Raw genomic sequence first — 17,859 nt, 5'->3', positions numbered from 1 at the left:
CCGTTCCCGCCGTATCAAGGGGGCATACCATGAGGGATATGATCCGTTTCACTGCGCGCAAGACGGTATTGGCCGCGGGCGCGCTGCTTTGTTGCACTGCACTGACGACACCGGCTTTCGCGCAGGCGGCCGCCGATGAAACGACCGAGGACGGCAAGGACATCGTCGTCACCGGTTCGCTCGGCGCTCTGCCGATCGAGGGTGTCGGCACCGTCTTCGGCTTCGACAAGACCGTGACCGAGACGCCGCGTTCGGTCTCCACCATCAGCGCCGAGCAGATGGAACGCTTCGGCATTACCGACATCTACGACCTCGTCGCGCAGTCGCCGGGCACGTTCACCAACTCGTTCTTCGGCGTCGGCGGCGCGCTCGACATTCGCGGTACTCCGGGCGAAATCTACTTCCGCGGCATGCGCCGCCTCGACAACCCCGGCAACTACCCGACCCCGATCGGCGCCTCCGAGCGCATCGACATCGTGCGCGGCCCGGCCTCGCCGATCTACGGTCCGTCGAAGACCGGCGGCTACATGAACTTCGTGCCGAAGTCGGCGCGCGTTCAGGGCGGCTCCTACCTCGCCAGCCCCGAGGGTGAGGTCACCATGACCGGCGGCAGCTGGCGCAAGGCCGATATCAAGGCCGAAATGCGCGGCCCCGGCAAGATCGGCACGCAGGAATTCGGCTACAGCCTGTTCGCGGAAGTCGAGGATTCGGGCAGCTACTACGACAACATGTCGACCCGTCAGACGATCCTGCAGGGTTCGTTCGACACCGACCTGACGCCCAACCTGCGCCTCGAATTCGGCGGCATGTACCAGAACTACAAGGGCCAGCAGAACGGCGGCTGGAACCGCCTGACGCAGGACCTCGTCGACAACGGCACGTACATTACCGGCTCGGCAAAGCCGCTCGACACCAATGGCGACGGCCAGATTTCGCAGGGCGAGATCAACGCGGCGGTTCCCGGCGGCATGTCGATCTTCGGCGGCTTCGCCTGCGGTGGCGGGGTGTTTGCATCGTCGATCACGGACGCATGCTTTACCAACAGCCCCGACGGTACGCCCAACCCCAATACCGCGCTCAACCTGACCAACGTGGGCACCGCCAAGCTCAGCCGCCGCAAGACGCTGACCGGGAAGAACGATCGCCTCGATAACAAGGGCAGTACGCTTTACGCTGACCTGATCTGGAAAGGTGCCGGCGATCTCGAGATCAAGAACCAGTTCTTCTTCGACTCGTACGACAACATCAACGAGAATTCCTACGGCTTCTCGCAGTTCCACGATTCCTATGCGATCGAGAACAAGGTCGTCATCTCGGACAAGTTCGAGAACGATATCGGCAAGTTCGCATTCCAGGTATCGCCGTCGATCCGCTACACCAATTTCAAGCACGGTGACGATTTCAACTACGAATACTTCCATCGCGTCGACCTGACCGTCGGCTACACCCCGGCGTCGGATCGCCTGCTCTCGACCGAGTGCGACTGCGATTACACCAACTATGTCACCGGCCACTACACCGATTACTCAATCGCCGCGCTGGCGGACTTCGACTTCAGTTTCGGTCTCGATGTGACGGTGGGTGCCCGTTACGACTACCTCAAGGCGAAGTCGGCCTACAACATCGGCAAGATGGAAGCGGCGCAGGTCGCATCCAATCGGGCGGACGGCATTCCCGACAGCGCCAGCGGTAACAAGGGCGCATGGTCGTGGTCGGCCAGCGCCAACTACAAGCTGCCCTACGGCCTGATCCCCTATGCCACGATCGCGCGCCAATCGACCGTGATCGCCGGGCAGGGTGCTGAACTCTATCCGGGCGACATCGCCGGACAGACCTTTGTCTCGGCCTCCAAGCTCTACGAAGGCGGCCTGAAGGGAAGCTGGCTCGATGATCGCCTCTATGCGGCGGTGTCGATCTACAAGCAGAAGCGCACCGACTACAACATCCAGTCGGTCACGGTGAACCAGTCGGTCGAGACCAAGGGCCTGGAAGCCGAGTTCCGCTGGTCGGTGGACAAGCACCTGCTGATCACCGGTGGCTACACGCGCACCAAGGTCTACAACCTGACCGCGCTGACCAATGGCACGCTGTTCAGCTTCTTCGGCATCGAGGATCTGGTCAACGTCAGCGATCCGTCGCTCTACCTCGGCGGCCAGCCGATCGGCCTCGTGCCGATCACCAGCAAGAGCGACTCGCGCCGTGCCGGTATCCCGACCAACCTCTACTCGCTGACAGCGACGTATGCCTTCGACAACGGCCTCGCGCTGAGCGCCAGCGGAGTGAAGGTGGACTCGGTCTACTCGGGCCAGTCGCAGGCGGTGAAGCTGCCCGCTTACACCAAGATCGACGCGGCCATCTCGTACGAGACCGGCCCGTGGCTCGCCCGTCTGGTCGTGAAGAACGTCACCGACAAGAAGTACTTCCGTGCCAACTTTACCGAACTGTTCGGTTCCACGATCGTCCTGCCGGAGCTGCCGCGCAGCTTCCAGGCCTCGTTGACGTACAAGTTCTGATGCCCCGAGAGGGAGCGTCGGCGATCGCCGGCGCTCCCTTCTTGCGGTTTGAATAGAAAGGTTACCCATGCGCTCCCAGACGCTCGCGACTCTCATGGCGGGCGCCATGCTCGCTGCGGCCACCCCGGCGTTCGCCGCCGATGCCACGGCATCGCCCCCCACGACTTCCGCCGTCGCCGACTGCGATCCCGGCGCGCCTTGCGACCATCCGCTGCCGGTCAAGGTGGTGATCGTCTCGCTCTTCGAGATCGGCAAAGACGAGGGCGACGTCGCGGGCGAGTTCCAGCTGTGGAAGGCGCGCCGCGGCCTGACCCAGCGTATTCCCTTCCCGCAGTCGTTCCACGACCTCTACTACAATCCCGAGACGCAGGTGCTCGGCATGGTGACCGGGATCGGCACCGCGCGCTCGACGGCGGCGACGATGGCTCTCGGCCTCGACCCGCGCTTCGATCTGAGCCAGGCCTACTGGCTCGTCGCGGGCATCGCGGGCATCGACCCCGAGGATGCTTCGATCGGCTCGGTCGCCTGGGCGCGCTACGTCGTCGATGGCGACCTCGCGCACGAGATCGACGCGCGCGAAATCCCGGCCGACTGGAAGACCGGCTACTTTGCCCGTCACACCAAGGGGCCGAACGACAAGACCACGAAGCCCGATCCCTCGGGCGGCGAGATGTTCCAGGTCAATCCCAGCCTCGAGAAGTGGGCTTATGAGCTGACGAAGAACATCGAGCTTCCCGACTCTCCGGCGATCGCCGTGGAGCGCGCGAAGTTCGTCGATTACCCGCACGCGCAGGAAGCGCCCTTCGTCCTTGAGGGCGATACGCTCTCCGCCATGACCTTCTGGCACGGTGAGAAGCTGACCGACTGGGCCAACGACTGGGTTCGCTACTGGAGCGGCGGGCAGGGCGAGTTCGTGACTTCGGTGATGGAGGACACCGGCGTCATGCAGGCGATGACTTACCTCGACGCCGTGGGCCGCGCCGACCGTGACCGCGTGCTGGTGGTGCGCGCCGGTTCCAACTTCACGATGCCGCCGCCGGGCGTCGATGCGGCGACCTACCTGCTGCGCGAAAACGAAGGCTATGCTGGGCTCGAGGCGGCGGTGGAGAACCTCTACACCGTGGGCTCGAAGGTGGTCGACGAACTGCTCGGCAACTGGGACCGCTACAAGGACGCGACGCCCTGAGGCGCGATCAATCCTGTATTGAAACTTTCGTCGTCATTCCCGCGAAGGCGGGAACCCATCTCCTGACGGTGCCCGTTGCCAGGACATCAGATGGGTCCCCGCCTTCGCGGGGATGACGACGATGTAATTCATTGGGGTGGGAGTTCTCAATAAGCGGGCGCGTTGCCGAACTGGAAGCCGGTCGAGACTACCCATGCGAAGGCCACGGCGATGACGATGCCGATCAGCGCCTTGACCGGCGACCAGCGCAGGTCCGCCACGTCTTCTCCCGCAGCAACCGGGCGCTTGCCGGTCACCATCGGCCGCACGAGGTTCTGGCGCTTCCACGCAAGGTAGAACACCACCGCCACCACGTGAAGCACCACCAGCGCAAGGATCACGTTGAAGATCGTCGAATGCAGGTCCGAAGCGGCCGAGGACTGGTCGAACGACACGTAAGTCGCCAGCGGCCCGTCGTAGAGCATGTCGATGTCGCTGGCGAACAGCCCCGCCGTCACCATCGCGCCGACGGCCAGCAGCATGGCGACCACGCTCCACCCGCCAAGCGGATTGTGCCCGTCGGCATGGCTCGCGGTCCGGTGGCCAAGGCCCTTGAAATAGGCCGCGACCGCACCCGGCCCGCGTACGAAGCTGGAGAACCGCGCGGTACGGGGGCCGAAGAAGCCCCAGTAGACGCGGAACACCAGCAGCGCGAGGATACCATAGCCCGACAGGCGATGGCGTTCGAGATCATGCTGTTCCCCGCTCCACCACGAAAAGGCGATGAGCGCGACCAGCAGCCAGTGGAACAGGCGGATGGTCGGGTCCCAGACGGGTGTAGTGGAGCGAGTCATGCGTATCCTCAGTCGTCGGCGCGGAACTGCTTGTGGCACGAGCCGCAGGCGCCGCCGACGGCCTTGAACTGCGCGCCGATGGCCGCGGCATTGCCGGTCCCCGCGACGGCGACCAGCTTGTCGGCCTGGGCGATATAGGTCTTCATGGCGCCGTCGAAGGCGGCGCGGTTGGTCCAGATCGCGGGCAGGGCTTCGGTCTTCACCCCGGAAGACGGACCCGAGCCGTTAGGGAACAGGCCAACCTGCGCGCGGCCGGTGGCAGCCAGCGTCTTGGCGGCGGCGACGGCCTGGGCCTTGTCGATCGAGCCGCTGGCGAGCTGGTCCTTGAGGACCTTCATGGCGCCGCCCATCTTCTTGAAGTTGGCGTGGCGGGTGGCGATGGCGGTTTCGGCGGGCGAGGCGGCGATGGCGACGGTCGCGCTCACCGTCAGAACGGCGGCGGACACGCCGAGTACGGCAAGCGAGAGCTTGTTGGAAAGCGTCATGGTTTTTCGATCCTGATCGGTTTGTTGGGATTCAAGGACGATTGGTGGCTAACACAGGCGCGGCCGTTTGGCCAAAGACTTGATCGTAGACCGCTTTTACCGTCGCAAGTCCGCCTTCGGCCATCTGCGCGGGCGTTGTGCCGCGCGCATTGGCGAGGGTAGGTTTCGCGCCGTGCGCGGCCAGCACCTTGAGCATCGCGCCGAGTTGGTCGTGCATGCCGCCGCCGATCACCAGGTGCAGCGGCGTGGTGCCTTTCGCGTCGGCGACATTGGCATTGGGGGCCAATGCCAGCGCCTCCTCCAGCGCTGCCGCACTGTGGCCCGAAGCGGCGGCGAGGACGACGTTGACGCCGTTCTCGGCGACGAAAGTGCGGTTCGCTCCGCCTGCGACAAGACGCTTCATCGCTTTGACCCGCCCGGCCTGCGCGGCCAGCAGCAGGGGCGGTGTGGGCGGTACGGGGGCGGGCGGCATGCCGAAGTTCGCCTCCGTCACCCACGTGATCCGCGAAGGGCCGGTGAGGCCGTTCACATCCGCGCCTTTCGCCAGCAGCAGGTCGATCAGCGCCGTGTCGCCGCCCTTCGCCGCGACGTGGAGCGGCTGTTCGCCGTTGCGGTCGCGCTCGGCGAGGTCGAAGTCCAGCGGCGCCAGCATTTCGGCGGCCCGCCAGTTCTTCTGGTAGAGCGCCAGTTGCAGGGCGCTGGTGTTCTCCGGCCCGCGATGGGTTGTATCGGCTCCGGCATCGAGCAGGGCGCGGGTCGCCTCGCCCGAGCCGCTGGTGATGGCGAAGAACAACGGAGTGAAGCCTTCCCCGGTGGCCCGGTTCACCTTCGCTCCCGCCTTGAGAAGCGCGGCGATCGCGCCAAGGTTCCCGGCGGAGGCGGCCCACATCAGCGGCGTCTGTCCGCGCGCATCGAGGCTGTCGGCCTTCGCGCCCTTCGCCAGCATCTGCGTGACGGTCTCTGCGCCCGAGTAGCGCGCGCAGACCGCGAGCGGGGTGACGCCGTCAGGCCCGGGCTTGCGTACATCGGCGCGAGCGTCGAGCAGTTGCACGACAATGGCCGTGCTGCCGCGCTCACAGGCGAGGGAGAGGGGAGTGAGGCCTTCGGCATCGATGACATTCGGCTTCGCGCCATGCTTCAGCAGGACGGCGACGAGCGCGGGATCCTGCGTCTCGATGGCGCGGGCAAGCGGGCTCTCGCCATAGAGCAACGGCGCGTTCGCATCCGCACCCGCCTTCAGCGCGCCCTCGACGGTGATCGGATCGGCGGTGGCGAGGGCATCGGCCAAGGTATCGGCCGGCGCGGGCGTGGCGATAAGGCAAGCCAGGGCGGTCAATGCTCGTCGTCCCGGACTTGCTCCGGGACCGGTGGCGATCTTTAGGCGCGGCGTCGCGTGATGCGCCTTGCCGGGGCGTAGGCCGTTCACGGCCGGCGGTCCCGGAGCAAGTTCGGGACGACGAGGAGGCTCACGCATCGGTCAGTTCCCGCAAGGGCGCCGTACTGTCGCCGAACCTCGCGGCGGGCACGCCCAGCGTCTGCAGGCCCGCCAGCATCAGGTTGGACATGGTGGTGCCCTTCTCGACCCGGCTGTGGCGCCCGCCCTTCACCAGCCCGCCCGCGACGATCACCGGCAGGTCCATGTAGTCGTGCTCGTTGGAATCGCCGAACGCGGAGCCCCGGATCACCAGCGTCCGGTCCAGCAGCGAGGCGTCGCCGTCGCGCGTGTCCTTCATCTTCTGGAGGTAGTAGGCGAAGAATTCCATGTGATAGCGGTTGATCTTCGCCAACTGCGCCATCTTGTCCGGGTTGTTGCCGTGGTGGCTGAGCATGTGGTGCGAATCCGGCACGCCGATCTCCGGATAGGTACGGTTCGACAGTTCGCGCCCGATCATGAACGTGCCGACGCGGGTGATGTCGGCCTGCATGGCCAGCACCTGCAGGTCGATCATCAGCTTCACGTGCTCGGCGAAGTCGTCGGGGATACCTGCGGGTTGCTGCAGATTGGCCGCCTGCGTGGTGGCGGGCGAAGCGGCGCTGCGCTGGATGCGCTTCTCGATGGCGCGGGTGGCGTCGAGGTATTCGTCGAGCTTGCGCTTGTCCTCCATGCCCAGCTGGCCCGAGAGGCGGCGGGTGTCGTCCATCACGAAGTCGAGGATCGAGGACTGGCGCCGCAACTGGGCGAGGCGGCCTGCCTCGTCGGTGTCGCCATCGCCGAACAGCCGCTCGAACACGGCGCGGGGGTTCGCCTCCACCGGCAGCGGCACCGTGGGGGTGAGCCACGAGATGCCGTTGGTATAGGCGCACGAATAGTTGATGTCGCACGATCCGAGCAGGCTGGCGGTGTCGATCCCCAGTTCCAGCGAGGCGAGCGGGGTGGCGTCACCCAGGTGCTGCGCGAAGACCTGATCCATCGATATCCCTGCGCGGATATCCGGCCCTTCGGTCTGCTTGGCGTGCGCCCCGGTGAGGAAAGCGGGGCACGAGCGTCCGTGGCCGGCCGGTCGGTCGCCCATGGCAGCGGCCTGCGGATGGCCGAGGCCGCTGATGACGGCGATCTGCTCGCGGTGAGGGGCGAGGGGTTGGAGCGAGGAGGGCAGGACATAATCCGCGCCGGTCGCGGTGGGCAGGAAGTCCGGCATCGTCATGCCGTTGGGTGAGTAGAATACCTGAAGCCGCTTGGGCCGCGAGGACAGGTCGGCGGCCTTGGCGCTTGGCATCATGGCTTCGAGGAAGGGCAGCGCCATGGCGGCACCGGCACCGCGCAGCACGGTGCGGCGCGAGAGGGCGGGGCGGATCACTCTCATTTCAGGGCCTTCCGGGGAGTGGCGATCAGAGACAGGGCGGCGGGCGTTGCCGACGGGGCTTCGACAAGCGCAGCCCGAGCGGAATTGAGAGCGTTTTTGCCAGAGACATAACCCCAACCCCGCTCACCCTGAGCTTGTCGAAGGGGCAGGCGCGGGGCCTGGCCATAGGCCGCCTTGAACGGCTGCGGCACGCGGCGCAGGGTGAAGGCCGGACTTTGCGCGATCCCGCGTACGATGGTCTGGATGCGGTACTGGTCCGCTGCCGCCGCAGAGGCGATCGCGCGCACCGTGGGCATGTCGTTGGCCGAAAGGCCGCGCGCCACCGCATAGGTCATCAGCCGCTCGGTGAAGGCGCGGGTGAACTCGTCCTTGCGGTCCATTAGCACTTGCTGGAGCCCGGTGAGGCCCTCGAACTTGAAGCCGTCGGGCATCGTCGCGAGGGTGTCGATCGGCTGGCCTGCATCCACTGTGCGCCAGGCGCCGACGGCATCGAAGTTTTCCAGGGAGAAGCCCATCGGGTCCATCTTCACGTGGCAGGCTGCGCACGTCGGGTTGGCGCGGTGCAGTTCGAGTTGCTGGCGCGCGGTGAGCAGGCGGCCGTCGTGGCTGGTTTTGAGCGCGGGCACGTCCGGGGGCGGCGGGGGCGGCGCGGCGGCGAGCATGTTGTCGAGGATCCATTTGCCGCGCTTCACCACGCTGGTGTGGTTGCCATAGGAGGTGACCGTCAGCACGCTGGCCTGCCCCAGCAGCCCGCCGCGATGCCATTCGGGACGCAGCGCCACGCGGCGGAAGGCGGGGCCGGAGACGCCGGGAATCCCGTAGTGCTCGGCAAGGCGCTGGTTGAGGAAGGTGTAGTCGGCACTGATGAAGTCCAGCACCGGGCGGTCGCCGCGCAGCACGTCGGCGAAGAACATCTCCGTCTCGGTCGCCATCGCCGACTTGAGGCGCGCGTCGAACTTCGGGAACACCTCGGTGTCGGGGCGCTGCTGGTCGAGGTTGCGCAAGTAGAGCCATTGCCCGGCGAAGTTCGTCGTCAACGCCTTCGCGCGCGGATCGGCGAGCATGCGGGCGATCTCGGCGTTCAGTACGGTGGGCTGGCCCAGTTTGCCCTGCTCGGCGAGGGTCAGCAGGCGGTCGTCGGGGATCGAACTCCACAGGAACAGCGACAGGCGCGTCGCCAGTTCGAGATCGGAGACACGGTTGACGCTGCCCGGCATCGCGCCTTGCGGATCGCGCTCCACCACGAAGAGGAATTCAGGCGAGACGAGCACGGCCTCCAGCGCCGCCTCGATGCCATGCTCGAAGTCGGATGCCTTGCGTTCCTCGGCGTAGATGCGCAGCAGCGGGGCGACGTCGAAGCCGCCGACCGGGCGGCGCCAGGCGCGGCGGGCGAGGGTGGTGATGATCTTCGTCGCGCAGGCATCTTCCTCGCTGGCCTTCTTCGGGCGGCAGAGGAACACGGCGCGGCGGCTTGCGGTGTCCGGCACGCCTGCCGCATCGAACGGCCCGGCGACATCGACCTGCAGCACGTCGCGCGGGAAGTTCTGCTGCGAATAGCGCTGGTGCATGCGGTAGCTGGGGACGCTCAGCGTCTTCGCGAGCTTGCCGTCGATCCAGACATCGAGGGGGAGCATCTTCGGCTTTTCGAGGGGCAGCGGTACCTTGTCCGTATCGTTGCGCAGCACCTGCACCGCCTCGGACGGGGCGATGGTGCGGCGGAACGACAGCGCCACGAGGTGCGAGCCCGCCTTCATCGGCACGCGGGCGGTGACTTTGTCCTCGGCCAGACGGTCGGTTTCGTTGTTGGTGTTGGCGTTGAGCCAGGCCGAAACGTCGTACTGGCCGTCGTAACGCGCGTAATAGCGCTGCGCATAGCCGCCGCGCGAGGCCAGCGGCAGCATCGCGCCCGCCCGCTCGTTATACGCCGGCACGCCCGAGTTCTGGACCGAGCCGTCCTTGGGCACCTGCCATGTCGTCACCACCTCGCGTCTTGAGGTGAGGCCGGTGGCCATGCGGCCGACCTTGCCTGCCACCGCGACGTAGCGTTCCATCAGCGTGGGCGAGACGGAGAGCACATCGGCGATGTTGTCGAAGCCGAAGCCGGAGTTGTCGGCAGGCAGTTCGCGGCTGAAATCGACATCGAGCGCAAGCAGGTCGCGCACCGCGTTGGCGTATTCCATGCGGTTGAGGCGGCGCAGCGCCGGGCGGCCGGGGTCGGGATTGGCGGCGAGGTAGCCCGCGCGAGAGGTGTCGAGCCAGTTCACGAAGGCGGCGCGCATCTGCGCCGAGGGCTGGGTCTTGCCGTGGGGCGGCATTTCTCCGGCGGCGACGCGGCGCAGGATTTTCTCCCATTCGTCGGCGTGTTTGCCGGTGCGGATGTCGTCGGCGCGCAGGTCTTCCACTGAGAGGTCGGCGATGTTGTCGATGTCGTTGTGGCAGCGTGAGCAGTATTCGCCCAGCATCGGCTCGACGAAGTTCGCGGCCTGCTGCGGGGTCATCGCGGCGAAATCGGGCGTCTGGTCTGGCGCGGCATCCTGAACTGCGGCGTAGACGGTGGCGGCGCTGACGAGTGCGCTGAGCGCGAGCGTCGTCCTGCCGAGGTTGTGTCGCCCGAGAAGGCTCATCGATGTTTCCGACCCCATGGCCGGGCCCGCGTTTTCGCGGGTTTCCGGCACGCCCTGTCCCGCCGAAACGGGTCCTGTTGGGCGGACGGGTTATCGGTTGGGGGTGTTGCGGTCCAACAGCATTAATCGGACATGGCGTGCGAGAAATTGGAGCGGGGTGGGCGTTCGGAGCCATTACGCGCAGGCGGGATAGCATACAACCAACCCATCGTCATTGCGAGCGAAGCGAAGCAATCCAGGACAGTGTAGTGCCGCCCTAGATTGCTTCGCTTCGCTCGCAATGACGATGGAAACTGTCATCATCATCGGTTCACGGCCAGCGGTCCCGGATCAAGTCCGGGACGACGGATGATCAGAGCGAGCCGATCGCCAGGAAGCGGTCTTCGCGCTGGCGGACCAGCTCAGCGCTCGAACGGCGGCTCAGCGCATCGAGTTCGCGGCCCACGGCATCTGCCAGCGCGCGTGCCGTGGCGGCGGGGTCGCGGTGGGCGCCGCCGGTGGGTTCGGGGACGATGCCGTCGATGACCTTGAGACCCAGCAAGTCCTGCGCCGTCACCTTCATCGCGGTGGCCGCGTCGGCGGCCTTGTCGGGCGTGCGCCACAGGATCGAGGACGCACCCTCGGGCGAGATCACCGAGTAGACCGAGTGCTCCAGCATCAGCACGGTGTTGGCGGCGGCGATCGCCACCGCGCCGCCCGAGCCGCCTTCGCCCACGATCACCGCCACCATCGGCACGCCGAGGGCAAGGCAAGCCTCGGTCGAGCGGGCGATGGCTTCGGCCTGGCCGCGTTCCTCGGCCTCGACGCCGGGGAAGGCACCTGCGGTGTCGACCAGCGTGACGACCGGCAGGCCGAACTTGCTGGCCATCTCCATCAGGCGGATCGCCTTGCGGTAGCCTTCTGGCTTGGCCATGCCGAAGTTGTGCTTGATGCGGGTGGTCGTGTCGTGGCCCTTTTCGTGGCCGATGACCATGACCTTGCGGCCGTCCAGCGTTGCGAGGCCGCCGATGATCGCTGCGTCCTCACCGTAGAGGCGGTCACCGCCCAGCGCGACGAAATCGGTGAAGATCAGGCGCAGGTAATCGACGAAGTGCGGGCGCTGCGGGTGGCGCGCCACTTGCGTCTTCTGCCACGGGGTCAGCTTGGCGTAGGTCGCCTCCAGCATGCCGGAGCTTTTCTTGGCGAGCTTGTCGATCTCGCTCTCGATGTCGAGGTCGCTGCCGTCGGCGGTGGCGCGCAGTTCGGCGATGCGCGCTTCCAGCTCGGCGATCGGCTTTTCAAAATCGAGGAACGAAATCATGTCAGTCTCTCAAATACGCTCGGCTTGGTCTTGAAGCCGGCCATTACCCTACATTCGTCATTGCGAGGAGCGATAGCCCCGCGGCAATCCAGAGCCGCCCAAGCCGCCCTGGATTGCTTCGCTTCGCTCGCAATGACGAGCGAAGGGTTCAGTCGGCGGCGCGCTTCGCCAGCCAGTCTTCCAGCCACTTGATCGTGTAGTCGCCCGAGTTGAACTCGGGGTCTTCCAGCAATGCCTGATGCAAGGGAATCGAGGTCTTCACGCCGTCGATCACCATCTCGCCCAGCGCGCGCTTGAGGCGCATGATCGCGCCGTTGCGGCTGCGGCCCGAGACGATCAGCTTGCCGATCATCGAATCGTAGTACGGCGGGATGCGATACCCGGCGTAGAGGCCGCTATCGACGCGCACGTTCATGCCGCCGGCCGCGTGGTAGCCCGTGACCTGACCCGGCGAGGGGGTGAAGTTCCACGGGTCTTCCGCGTTGATGCGGCATTCGATGGCGTGGCCCTTGAACTCGATCTCGTCCTGCTTGAACGAAAGCGGCTGGCCGTCGGCGATGCGGATCTGTTCGCGCACCAGATCGACGCCGGTGATGGCCTCGGTCACCGGATGCTCCACCTGCAGGCGGGTGTTCATCTCGATGAAGTAGAACTCGCCGTTTTCCCAGAGGAACTCGATCGTGCCCGCGCCGCGATAGGCCATGTCGGCCATCGCCTTCGAGACGATGCCGCCCATGCGGTCGCGCTCTTCCGGCGTGATGACGGGCGAGGGGGCCTCTTCCAGCACCTTCTGGTGGCGGCGCTGCAAGGAGCAGTCGCGCTCGCCGAGGTGCACCGCTTCGCCGTTGCCGTCGCCGAATACCTGGAATTCGATATGGCGCGGGTTGCCGAGGTACTTTTCCATGTAGACCGTGGCGTCGCCGAAGGCCGCCTTGGCCTCCGAACGGGCCTGGCCCATCTGGCTTTCCAGTTCCTCAGGGCTGTTCACGACCTTCATGCCGCGACCACCGCCGCCCGAAGCGGCCTTGATGATGACCGGGTAGCCGATCGTCTCGGCCAGTGCGCGCGCCTCGTCGAAGTCCTCGATCGCCCCGTCCGAACCCGGGACCAGCGGAAGGCCGAGGGCACCGGCGGTGCGCTTGGCTTCGACCTTGTCGCCCATCGTGCGGATGTGCTCGGGCTTGGGGCCGACCCACTTCAGGCCGTGCGCCTCGACGATCTCGGCGAAGCGGGCGTTCTCGGAGAGGAAGCCGTAGCCGGGATGCACCGCGTCGGCCTGCGTGATCTCGGCGGCCGAGATGATGGCGGCAACGTTGAGGTAGCTGTCCTTCGCGGCGGGCGGACCGATGCAGACCGCGTGGTCTGCCAGGCGCACGTGCATCGCGTCGGCGTCGGCGGTGGAGTGCACCGCGACGGTCTCGATGCCCATCTCGTGCGCGGCACGATGGATGCGCAGCGCGATTTCGCCGCGGTTGGCAATCAGGAGGCGCTTGATGGCCATGTCAGTCCCGCTCTCAGCCGATCACGACGAGCGGCTGGTCGTATTCGACCGGCTGCTGGTTGTCGACGAGGATCGCGGTGACGGTGCCCGCCTTGGGCGCGACGATCTGGTTCATGACCTTCATGGCCTCGACGATGAGGAGCACGTCGCCCTGCTTCACGGTCTTGCCGACCGAGATGAAGTCGGGCGCGCCCGGCTCTGCGGCGAGGTAGACGGTGCCGACCATCGGCGACTTCACGGCATCGACCGGCGCGGCGGCAGCGACGGGCGCGGCCTCTGCGGCGGCGGCAACCGGAGCAGCAGCAGCGACGGGCGCGGGCGCATAGCCCATCGGCGGCAGGCTGGCGGCCATCTGCTGGACCATCTGGCGCGAGACGCGGATCTTGCGATCGCCGTCCTCGACCTCGATCTCGGTCAGGCCGGTGTCGGCCAGCAGCTCTGCGAGCTCGCGTACCAGGGCGCTATCGATATTCACGCGACTTCCTTTCGTGCAAGATAACCGAGCAGCGTTGCCAGTGTGTCTTTCAGGTCCTTGCGGTGGACCACCATGTCGACCATGCCGTGGGCATGGAGGTACTCGGCGCGCTGGAAGCCGTCGGGGAGTTTTTCTCGGATCGTGTCCTGGATCACGCGCTGGCCGGCAAAGCCGATGAGCGCGCCGGGTTCCGCGATCTGCACATCGCCGAGCATGGCGTAGCTGGCGGTGACGCCGCCGGTGGTGGGATCGGTCAGGACGACGATATAGGGCAGGCCCGCTGCGGCAAGGCGGCGGGTGGCCACGGTGGTCTTGGGCATCTGCATGAGGGACAGGATGCCCTCCTGCATGCGCGCGCCGCCCGCTGCGGTGACGATGACGTAGGCGCAGTTCTCGGCGATTGCCTTCTCGGCACCGGCGACGAAGGCTTCGCCCACGGCCATGCCCATCGAGCCGCCCATGAACTTAAAGTCCTGCACACCCAGCACGGCCCTGGCGCCGTTCATGGCGCCGAAGGCGTTGGTCAGCGCATCGGGGTAGGGGTTGGCGGCGCGGGCGGCCTTGAGGCGGTCGGGATACTTCTTGGTATCGCGGAAATTCAGAGGGTTCTCGGGAACCTTGGGGGTCGGCAGGACGGTGTAGCCGGTGTCGAGCAGCAGGTCGAAGCGGGCCTTGGCGCCGATGCGGCCATGGTGCTCGCACTTCGGGCAGACCGAAAGATTGGCCTCGAATTCCTTGATGAAGAGCATCTCGCCGCAGCTGGCGCACTTCATCCAGAGTTCGTCGGGCGTATCGCGCTTGGCGAGGCTCGATATGGAATTTCGGACTTTGTCGAGCCAACTCATTCGATTTCGTACCAATCCTGCGGAAAAAGGGCCTTCGAGACTGGCCTTCTTCCCCCCTGTGTTTCGGCGCGTCTCGTGCGCGTACGGCGGCGACCCGGGAAACGCGCCGGAGCCGTACGAGGCGCGCCCATTAGAGGAATCCGCGTGATGGTCGCAAGCCAATTCGCCCGGGCCTGTGGGCAACTGCGCGGCGCGGGCATCGCCGGGGCGTAGCGGGGTGGCGATATGACAGCGCAGATTGGATACGAAAACCGGGCGTTATCGGCGTTGATGCCACTCCCGCCCTGCAATCGTATTCATACGCTTTCCCTAAGCGGAAAGGAGCGGTTTTCGTCATCCCGGACTTGATCCTGGACCGTGGGCGGTCTTTAGATGGGGGCCATCGACGGCGCTCTGGCGCAAAGCCGCGCATAAATGCCGCTCTACGCCGGGATGACGAGGAACTGCGATTGACCACCCCCGGCTCCATTCCCGTCGCTGCCCATCGCAATGCCTATGGCGACGAGCCGGGCGAGCCTTTCGAGCTTTCCGTCCCCATCGAGGCGCCCGTCGCGATCGAGACCAATGGCGTGGCTTATGCCGTGATGATGGCGACTCCGCTGGCGCTGGAGGACTTCGTCACCGGCTTCCTGATGGCCGAGGGGCTGGCAGAGGCGCACGAAGTCGGCGAAGTTGCGGTCCATCGAACCGAGGACGCGCAGTGGGGCACGGGCTACGTCGCGCGTGTCAACCTGCCGGTCGAGCGCCTTGGCCCGATCCTGGAGCGCGCCCGGCGGCGGGTGGGCGACAGTTCCTGCGGAATCTGCGGGATCGAGGGCGTGGAAGCGGCGTTGCGCCCGCTGCCATCGGTGCCTCGGGCATCGCAGGCGAGTCCGCAGGCGATCCGCCGGGCGCTCGACGCGCTGGCGGCAGGGCAGGAACTCGGCCGCCACACCCGTGCCACCCACGCCGCCGCGTTCTGCGACGAGGAAGGGCGGCTCGTCGCCCTGCGCGAGGACGTCGGGCGGCATAACGCGCTCGACAAGCTGGTCGGCGCGCTGGCGCGGGCCAATGGCGGACAGGGCGTCGATCTGTCGCTGGGGTTCATCGTCATGACCTCGCGCTGTTCCTACGAACTGGTCGAGAAGACCGTGCGCGCCGGGTGCCCGCTACTGGTGACGATCTCGGCGCCAAGCGACCTCGCGGTGCGCCGCGCACTGGCGGCGGGGCTCAGGCTGGCGGTGGTGGCGCGCGGGGATTCCATGCTCATGGTCGATCCCGGTCAGCGGTTCGTCGAAGGCGAGGGGCCGGTTATCCTTGCAGACGGGGCGGAGCGAACATAGGTTCGCGGACAACCGGGTTTTTCACGAGGATTACTGCATGGCCACGGCCACCGAAACTGCTGGCGAACTCAAGCTGACCCCGCCCGACCCCGTGCCGGTCGTCCAGCCCGAGCGGGCCGCCGGCCTTGTCCCCGTGGGCGACGAGGCGAAGAGCAAGCTGCAGGTGCGCGTCGCCGAGTTCGTCGACGATCTCGTCGCGCAGGATGCCGCCTCGCCCGAATTCGGCCGCCGGGTGGACCAGCTGACCAGCATGGGCCGCAAGGAGATCGCCGAGGCTTCGGGCCATTCCAACCGCTTCCTCGACCGCCCGGTGCGGGCGATGGACAAGGATGCGGGCGTGGGCGCGGACCTTGCCGAACTGCGCCGCACGGTGGAAGACCTCGACCCCAGCCGCAAGGGCAACCTCATGGCGCCGCGCAAGCTGTTCGGGGTGATCCCGTTCGGCTCCAAGCTGCGCAACTATTTCGACGGCTATACCAGCGCGCAAGGGCACATCAGCGCGATCCTCGCGCGGCTTCAGGGCGGCAAGGACGAGCTGCTGATGGACAATGCCGCCATCGACGTGGAGCGGCAGAACCTCTGGGCCGCGATGGGCAAGCTGGAGCAGATGATCTACATGTCCCGCGCGCTCGACCAGGCGCTGGAGGACAAGGCCAACGACCTCGACCACACCGATCCCGCCAAGGCCAAGGCAGTGCGGGAGAGCGCGCTGTTCTACGTGCGCCAGCGCACGCAGGATTTGCTGACGCAGATGGCGGTGTCGGTGCAGGGCTACCTCGCGCTCGATCTGGTCAAGAAGAACAACGTCGAGCTGGTGAAGGGCGTTGATCGCGCCTCGACCACCACGGTCGGCGCGCTGCGCACGGCGGTGACGGTGGCGCAGGCGATGGCGAACCAGAAGCTGGTGCTCGAACAGATCACCGCGCTCAACACGACGACCGCCAACATCATCGACGCCACCGGCCAGATGCTCAAGGACAACACCGCGCGCATCCACGAGCAGGCTGCGAACTCGACGATCCCGCTGGAGACGCTGAGCCGCGCGTTCCAGAACATCTACGACACGATGGATTCGATCGACACCTTCAAGGTCAAGGCGCTCGATTCGATGAAGCAGACGATCACCTCGCTCGAAGGGGAGATCGGCAAGTCCAAGGCCTACGTCGCCCGCGCACAGGGCCAGTCCGAGGGGCTGGCAGTAAGCGACGGGACCGGCGCGAAGTCGCTGCTGGAGGCGCTGGACTAAGCGACGATGGCCCAGGTTCCAGCCAAGAGCGCACAGCGCGTATCGCAGGACATCGTGCGGGCAGCCCGGCGACAGCGGGCCGCACGCATCTACAACGCGCGCAAGGAGCAGTGGCGCTTTCGCATGCGCCGGTTGCGCCGGGCATTCCTGGCGATGGCGGGCATCTACATTGCGGGTCTGGTCGCAGCGCTGGTGTTGGGCGGGGTTTCGTTCACCGCCAGCCTGCTCACTTTCCTGTTGGGGCTGGCGGTCTTCACGGTGCTCTCGATCTTTCCTGCGACCCCGCGCACGCACATCGAGGATCTGAACGCCGCCAGCCTTCCCGAACTCGCCGGATCGACCGAACTGTGGCTGGAAGGCAAGCGAAAGGCCCTGCCCAACGCTGCCGTCGATGCGGTGGACATGATCGGGGTGCGCCTCGAACAGCTTGCGCCGCAACTGGCGGTTCTCGACGAGCGCGGCCCCGCCGCGCGTGAGGTCCGCAAGCTGTTGACGGAGCATCTGCCCGAGATGGTGAACAGCTACACCCGCATTCCGGCGCAGTTGCGTGGCCGTGCGGGCGCGGGCGGCACGTCTCCCTCCGAGCAGCTGGTCGACGGCCTTTGCGTCATCGCCGACCAGATCGAAGCGATGAGCGAGGATTTGTCGCAGGGCGACGTCGATGCACTGGCGACGCGCGGGCGTTTTCTCGAAGTGAAGTACCTCGACGGGGAGTGAGCGTGGCG

General features: G+C 66.4%; 14 protein-coding genes. 5 read left to right on the top strand and 9 right to left on the bottom strand.

Annotated features, from left to right (window positions below; all coding sequences use genetic code 11):
- Window positions 1-29 precede the first annotated feature (29 nt).
- The gene (locus tag PKE80_RS06510; RefSeq protein WP_271181795.1) at window positions 30-2,513 is read left to right on the top strand and encodes a TonB-dependent siderophore receptor; all 2,484 of its coding nucleotides are present in this window, start codon (window positions 30-32) and stop codon (window positions 2,511-2,513) included.
- Between the two features lie 67 nt (window positions 2,514-2,580).
- The gene (locus tag PKE80_RS06505) at window positions 2,581-3,699 is read left to right on the top strand and encodes a purine nucleoside permease (RefSeq protein ID WP_271181794.1); all 1,119 of its coding nucleotides are present in this window, start codon (window positions 2,581-2,583) and stop codon (window positions 3,697-3,699) included.
- Window positions 3,700-3,845: 146 nt separating this feature from the next.
- On the opposite strand, the gene PKE80_RS06500 is transcribed toward PKE80_RS06505, so the two are convergent.
- From PKE80_RS06500 to accD, 9 genes are all read right to left on the bottom strand, one after another.
- Entirely contained in the window at window positions 3,846-4,532 is a 687-nt protein-coding gene (locus PKE80_RS06500; protein ID WP_271181793.1) for a cytochrome b/b6 domain-containing protein, read from the bottom strand.
- Window positions 4,533-4,540: 8 nt separating this feature from the next.
- Window positions 4,541-5,017, bottom strand: coding sequence for a c-type cytochrome (locus PKE80_RS06495; protein ID WP_271181792.1), 477 nt, complete (start codon window positions 5,015-5,017; stop codon window positions 4,541-4,543).
- 31 nt (window positions 5,018-5,048) lie between these two features.
- Window positions 5,049-6,353: an ankyrin repeat domain-containing protein gene (locus PKE80_RS06490; RefSeq protein ID WP_271181791.1), complete on the bottom strand. Its 1,305-nt coding sequence runs from the start codon at window positions 6,351-6,353 to the stop codon at window positions 5,049-5,051.
- Window positions 6,354-6,483: 130 nt separating this feature from the next.
- The gene (locus PKE80_RS06485) at window positions 6,484-7,821 is read right to left on the bottom strand and encodes a DUF1552 domain-containing protein (protein WP_271181790.1); all 1,338 of its coding nucleotides are present in this window, start codon (window positions 7,819-7,821) and stop codon (window positions 6,484-6,486) included.
- Window positions 7,818-10,445 carry a DUF1592 domain-containing protein gene (locus PKE80_RS06480; protein ID WP_271181789.1) on the bottom strand — a complete coding sequence of 876 codons (2,628 nt, stop codon included), beginning with the start codon at window positions 10,443-10,445 and terminating at the stop codon, window positions 7,818-7,820. Before PKE80_RS06480 ends, PKE80_RS06485 begins: the two co-directional genes overlap by 4 nt.
- 352 nt (window positions 10,446-10,797) lie before the next feature.
- On the bottom strand, window positions 10,798-11,745 hold the full coding sequence (locus tag PKE80_RS06475) for an acetyl-CoA carboxylase carboxyltransferase subunit alpha (RefSeq protein ID WP_211149935.1): 948 nt from the start codon (window positions 11,743-11,745) through the stop codon (window positions 10,798-10,800).
- Between the two features lie 148 nt (window positions 11,746-11,893).
- Complete coding sequence (accC, locus tag PKE80_RS06470) at window positions 11,894-13,246, bottom strand: acetyl-CoA carboxylase biotin carboxylase subunit (RefSeq protein ID WP_271181788.1); 1,353 nt, start codon at window positions 13,244-13,246, stop codon at window positions 11,894-11,896.
- Window positions 13,247-13,259: 13 nt separating this feature from the next.
- On the bottom strand, window positions 13,260-13,721 hold the full coding sequence (gene accB, locus PKE80_RS06465) for an acetyl-CoA carboxylase biotin carboxyl carrier protein (RefSeq protein WP_008832223.1): 462 nt from the start codon (window positions 13,719-13,721) through the stop codon (window positions 13,260-13,262).
- On the bottom strand, window positions 13,718-14,566 hold the full coding sequence (gene accD / locus PKE80_RS06460; RefSeq protein WP_271181787.1) for an acetyl-CoA carboxylase, carboxyltransferase subunit beta: 849 nt from the start codon (window positions 14,564-14,566) through the stop codon (window positions 13,718-13,720). The genes accB and accD overlap by 4 nt, the downstream gene beginning before the upstream one ends.
- 449 nt (window positions 14,567-15,015) lie before the next feature.
- Here accD and fdhD point away from each other — a divergent pair, with 449 nt between their 5' ends.
- The 3 genes from fdhD to PKE80_RS06445 are packed head-to-tail and all read left to right on the top strand — an operon-like array spanning window position 15,016 to window position 17,851.
- Window positions 15,016-15,888 (top strand): formate dehydrogenase accessory sulfurtransferase FdhD, encoded by an 873-nt coding sequence (fdhD, locus tag PKE80_RS06455; protein ID WP_271181786.1) that lies wholly within the window; start codon window positions 15,016-15,018, stop codon window positions 15,886-15,888.
- A 37-nt stretch (window positions 15,889-15,925) separates the two neighbouring features.
- On the top strand, window positions 15,926-17,134 hold the full coding sequence (locus tag PKE80_RS06450; protein WP_271181785.1) for a toxic anion resistance protein: 1,209 nt from the start codon (window positions 15,926-15,928) through the stop codon (window positions 17,132-17,134).
- Between the two features lie 6 nt (window positions 17,135-17,140).
- Window positions 17,141-17,851, top strand: coding sequence for a hypothetical protein (locus PKE80_RS06445; RefSeq protein ID WP_271181784.1), 711 nt, complete (start codon window positions 17,141-17,143; stop codon window positions 17,849-17,851).
- Window positions 17,852-17,859: the final 8 nt, after the last annotated feature.

This window comes from Novosphingobium resinovorum, from assembly GCF_027922145.1.
Classification (GTDB): domain Bacteria; phylum Pseudomonadota; class Alphaproteobacteria; order Sphingomonadales; family Sphingomonadaceae; genus Novosphingobium; species Novosphingobium resinovorum.
Note: the sequence above shows the minus strand (reverse complement) of the source record. Positions and strands in the feature narration are given on the sequence as shown.

Coding starts and splice junctions, on each gene's coding strand:
- PKE80_RS06510 (WP_271181795.1), top strand. CDS start 30: ATGAGGGATATGATCCGTTTCACTGCGCGCAAGACGGTATTGGCCGCG.
- PKE80_RS06505 (WP_271181794.1), top strand. CDS start 2,581: ATGCGCTCCCAGACGCTCGCGACTCTCATGGCGGGCGCCATGCTCGCT.
- PKE80_RS06500 (WP_271181793.1), bottom strand. CDS start 4,532: ATGACTCGCTCCACTACACCCGTCTGGGACCCGACCATCCGCCTGTTC.
- PKE80_RS06495 (WP_271181792.1), bottom strand. CDS start 5,017: ATGACGCTTTCCAACAAGCTCTCGCTTGCCGTACTCGGCGTGTCCGCC.
- PKE80_RS06485 (WP_271181790.1), bottom strand. CDS start 7,821: ATGAGAGTGATCCGCCCCGCCCTCTCGCGCCGCACCGTGCTGCGCGGT.
- PKE80_RS06480 (WP_271181789.1), bottom strand. CDS start 10,445: ATGAGCCTTCTCGGGCGACACAACCTCGGCAGGACGACGCTCGCGCTC.
- PKE80_RS06475 (WP_211149935.1), bottom strand. CDS start 11,745: ATGATTTCGTTCCTCGATTTTGAAAAGCCGATCGCCGAGCTGGAAGCG.
- accC (WP_271181788.1), bottom strand. CDS start 13,246: ATGGCCATCAAGCGCCTCCTGATTGCCAACCGCGGCGAAATCGCGCTG.
- accD (WP_271181787.1), bottom strand. CDS start 14,566: ATGAGTTGGCTCGACAAAGTCCGAAATTCCATATCGAGCCTCGCCAAG.
- PKE80_RS06450 (WP_271181785.1), top strand. CDS start 15,926: ATGGCCACGGCCACCGAAACTGCTGGCGAACTCAAGCTGACCCCGCCC.
- PKE80_RS06445 (WP_271181784.1), top strand. CDS start 17,141: ATGGCCCAGGTTCCAGCCAAGAGCGCACAGCGCGTATCGCAGGACATC.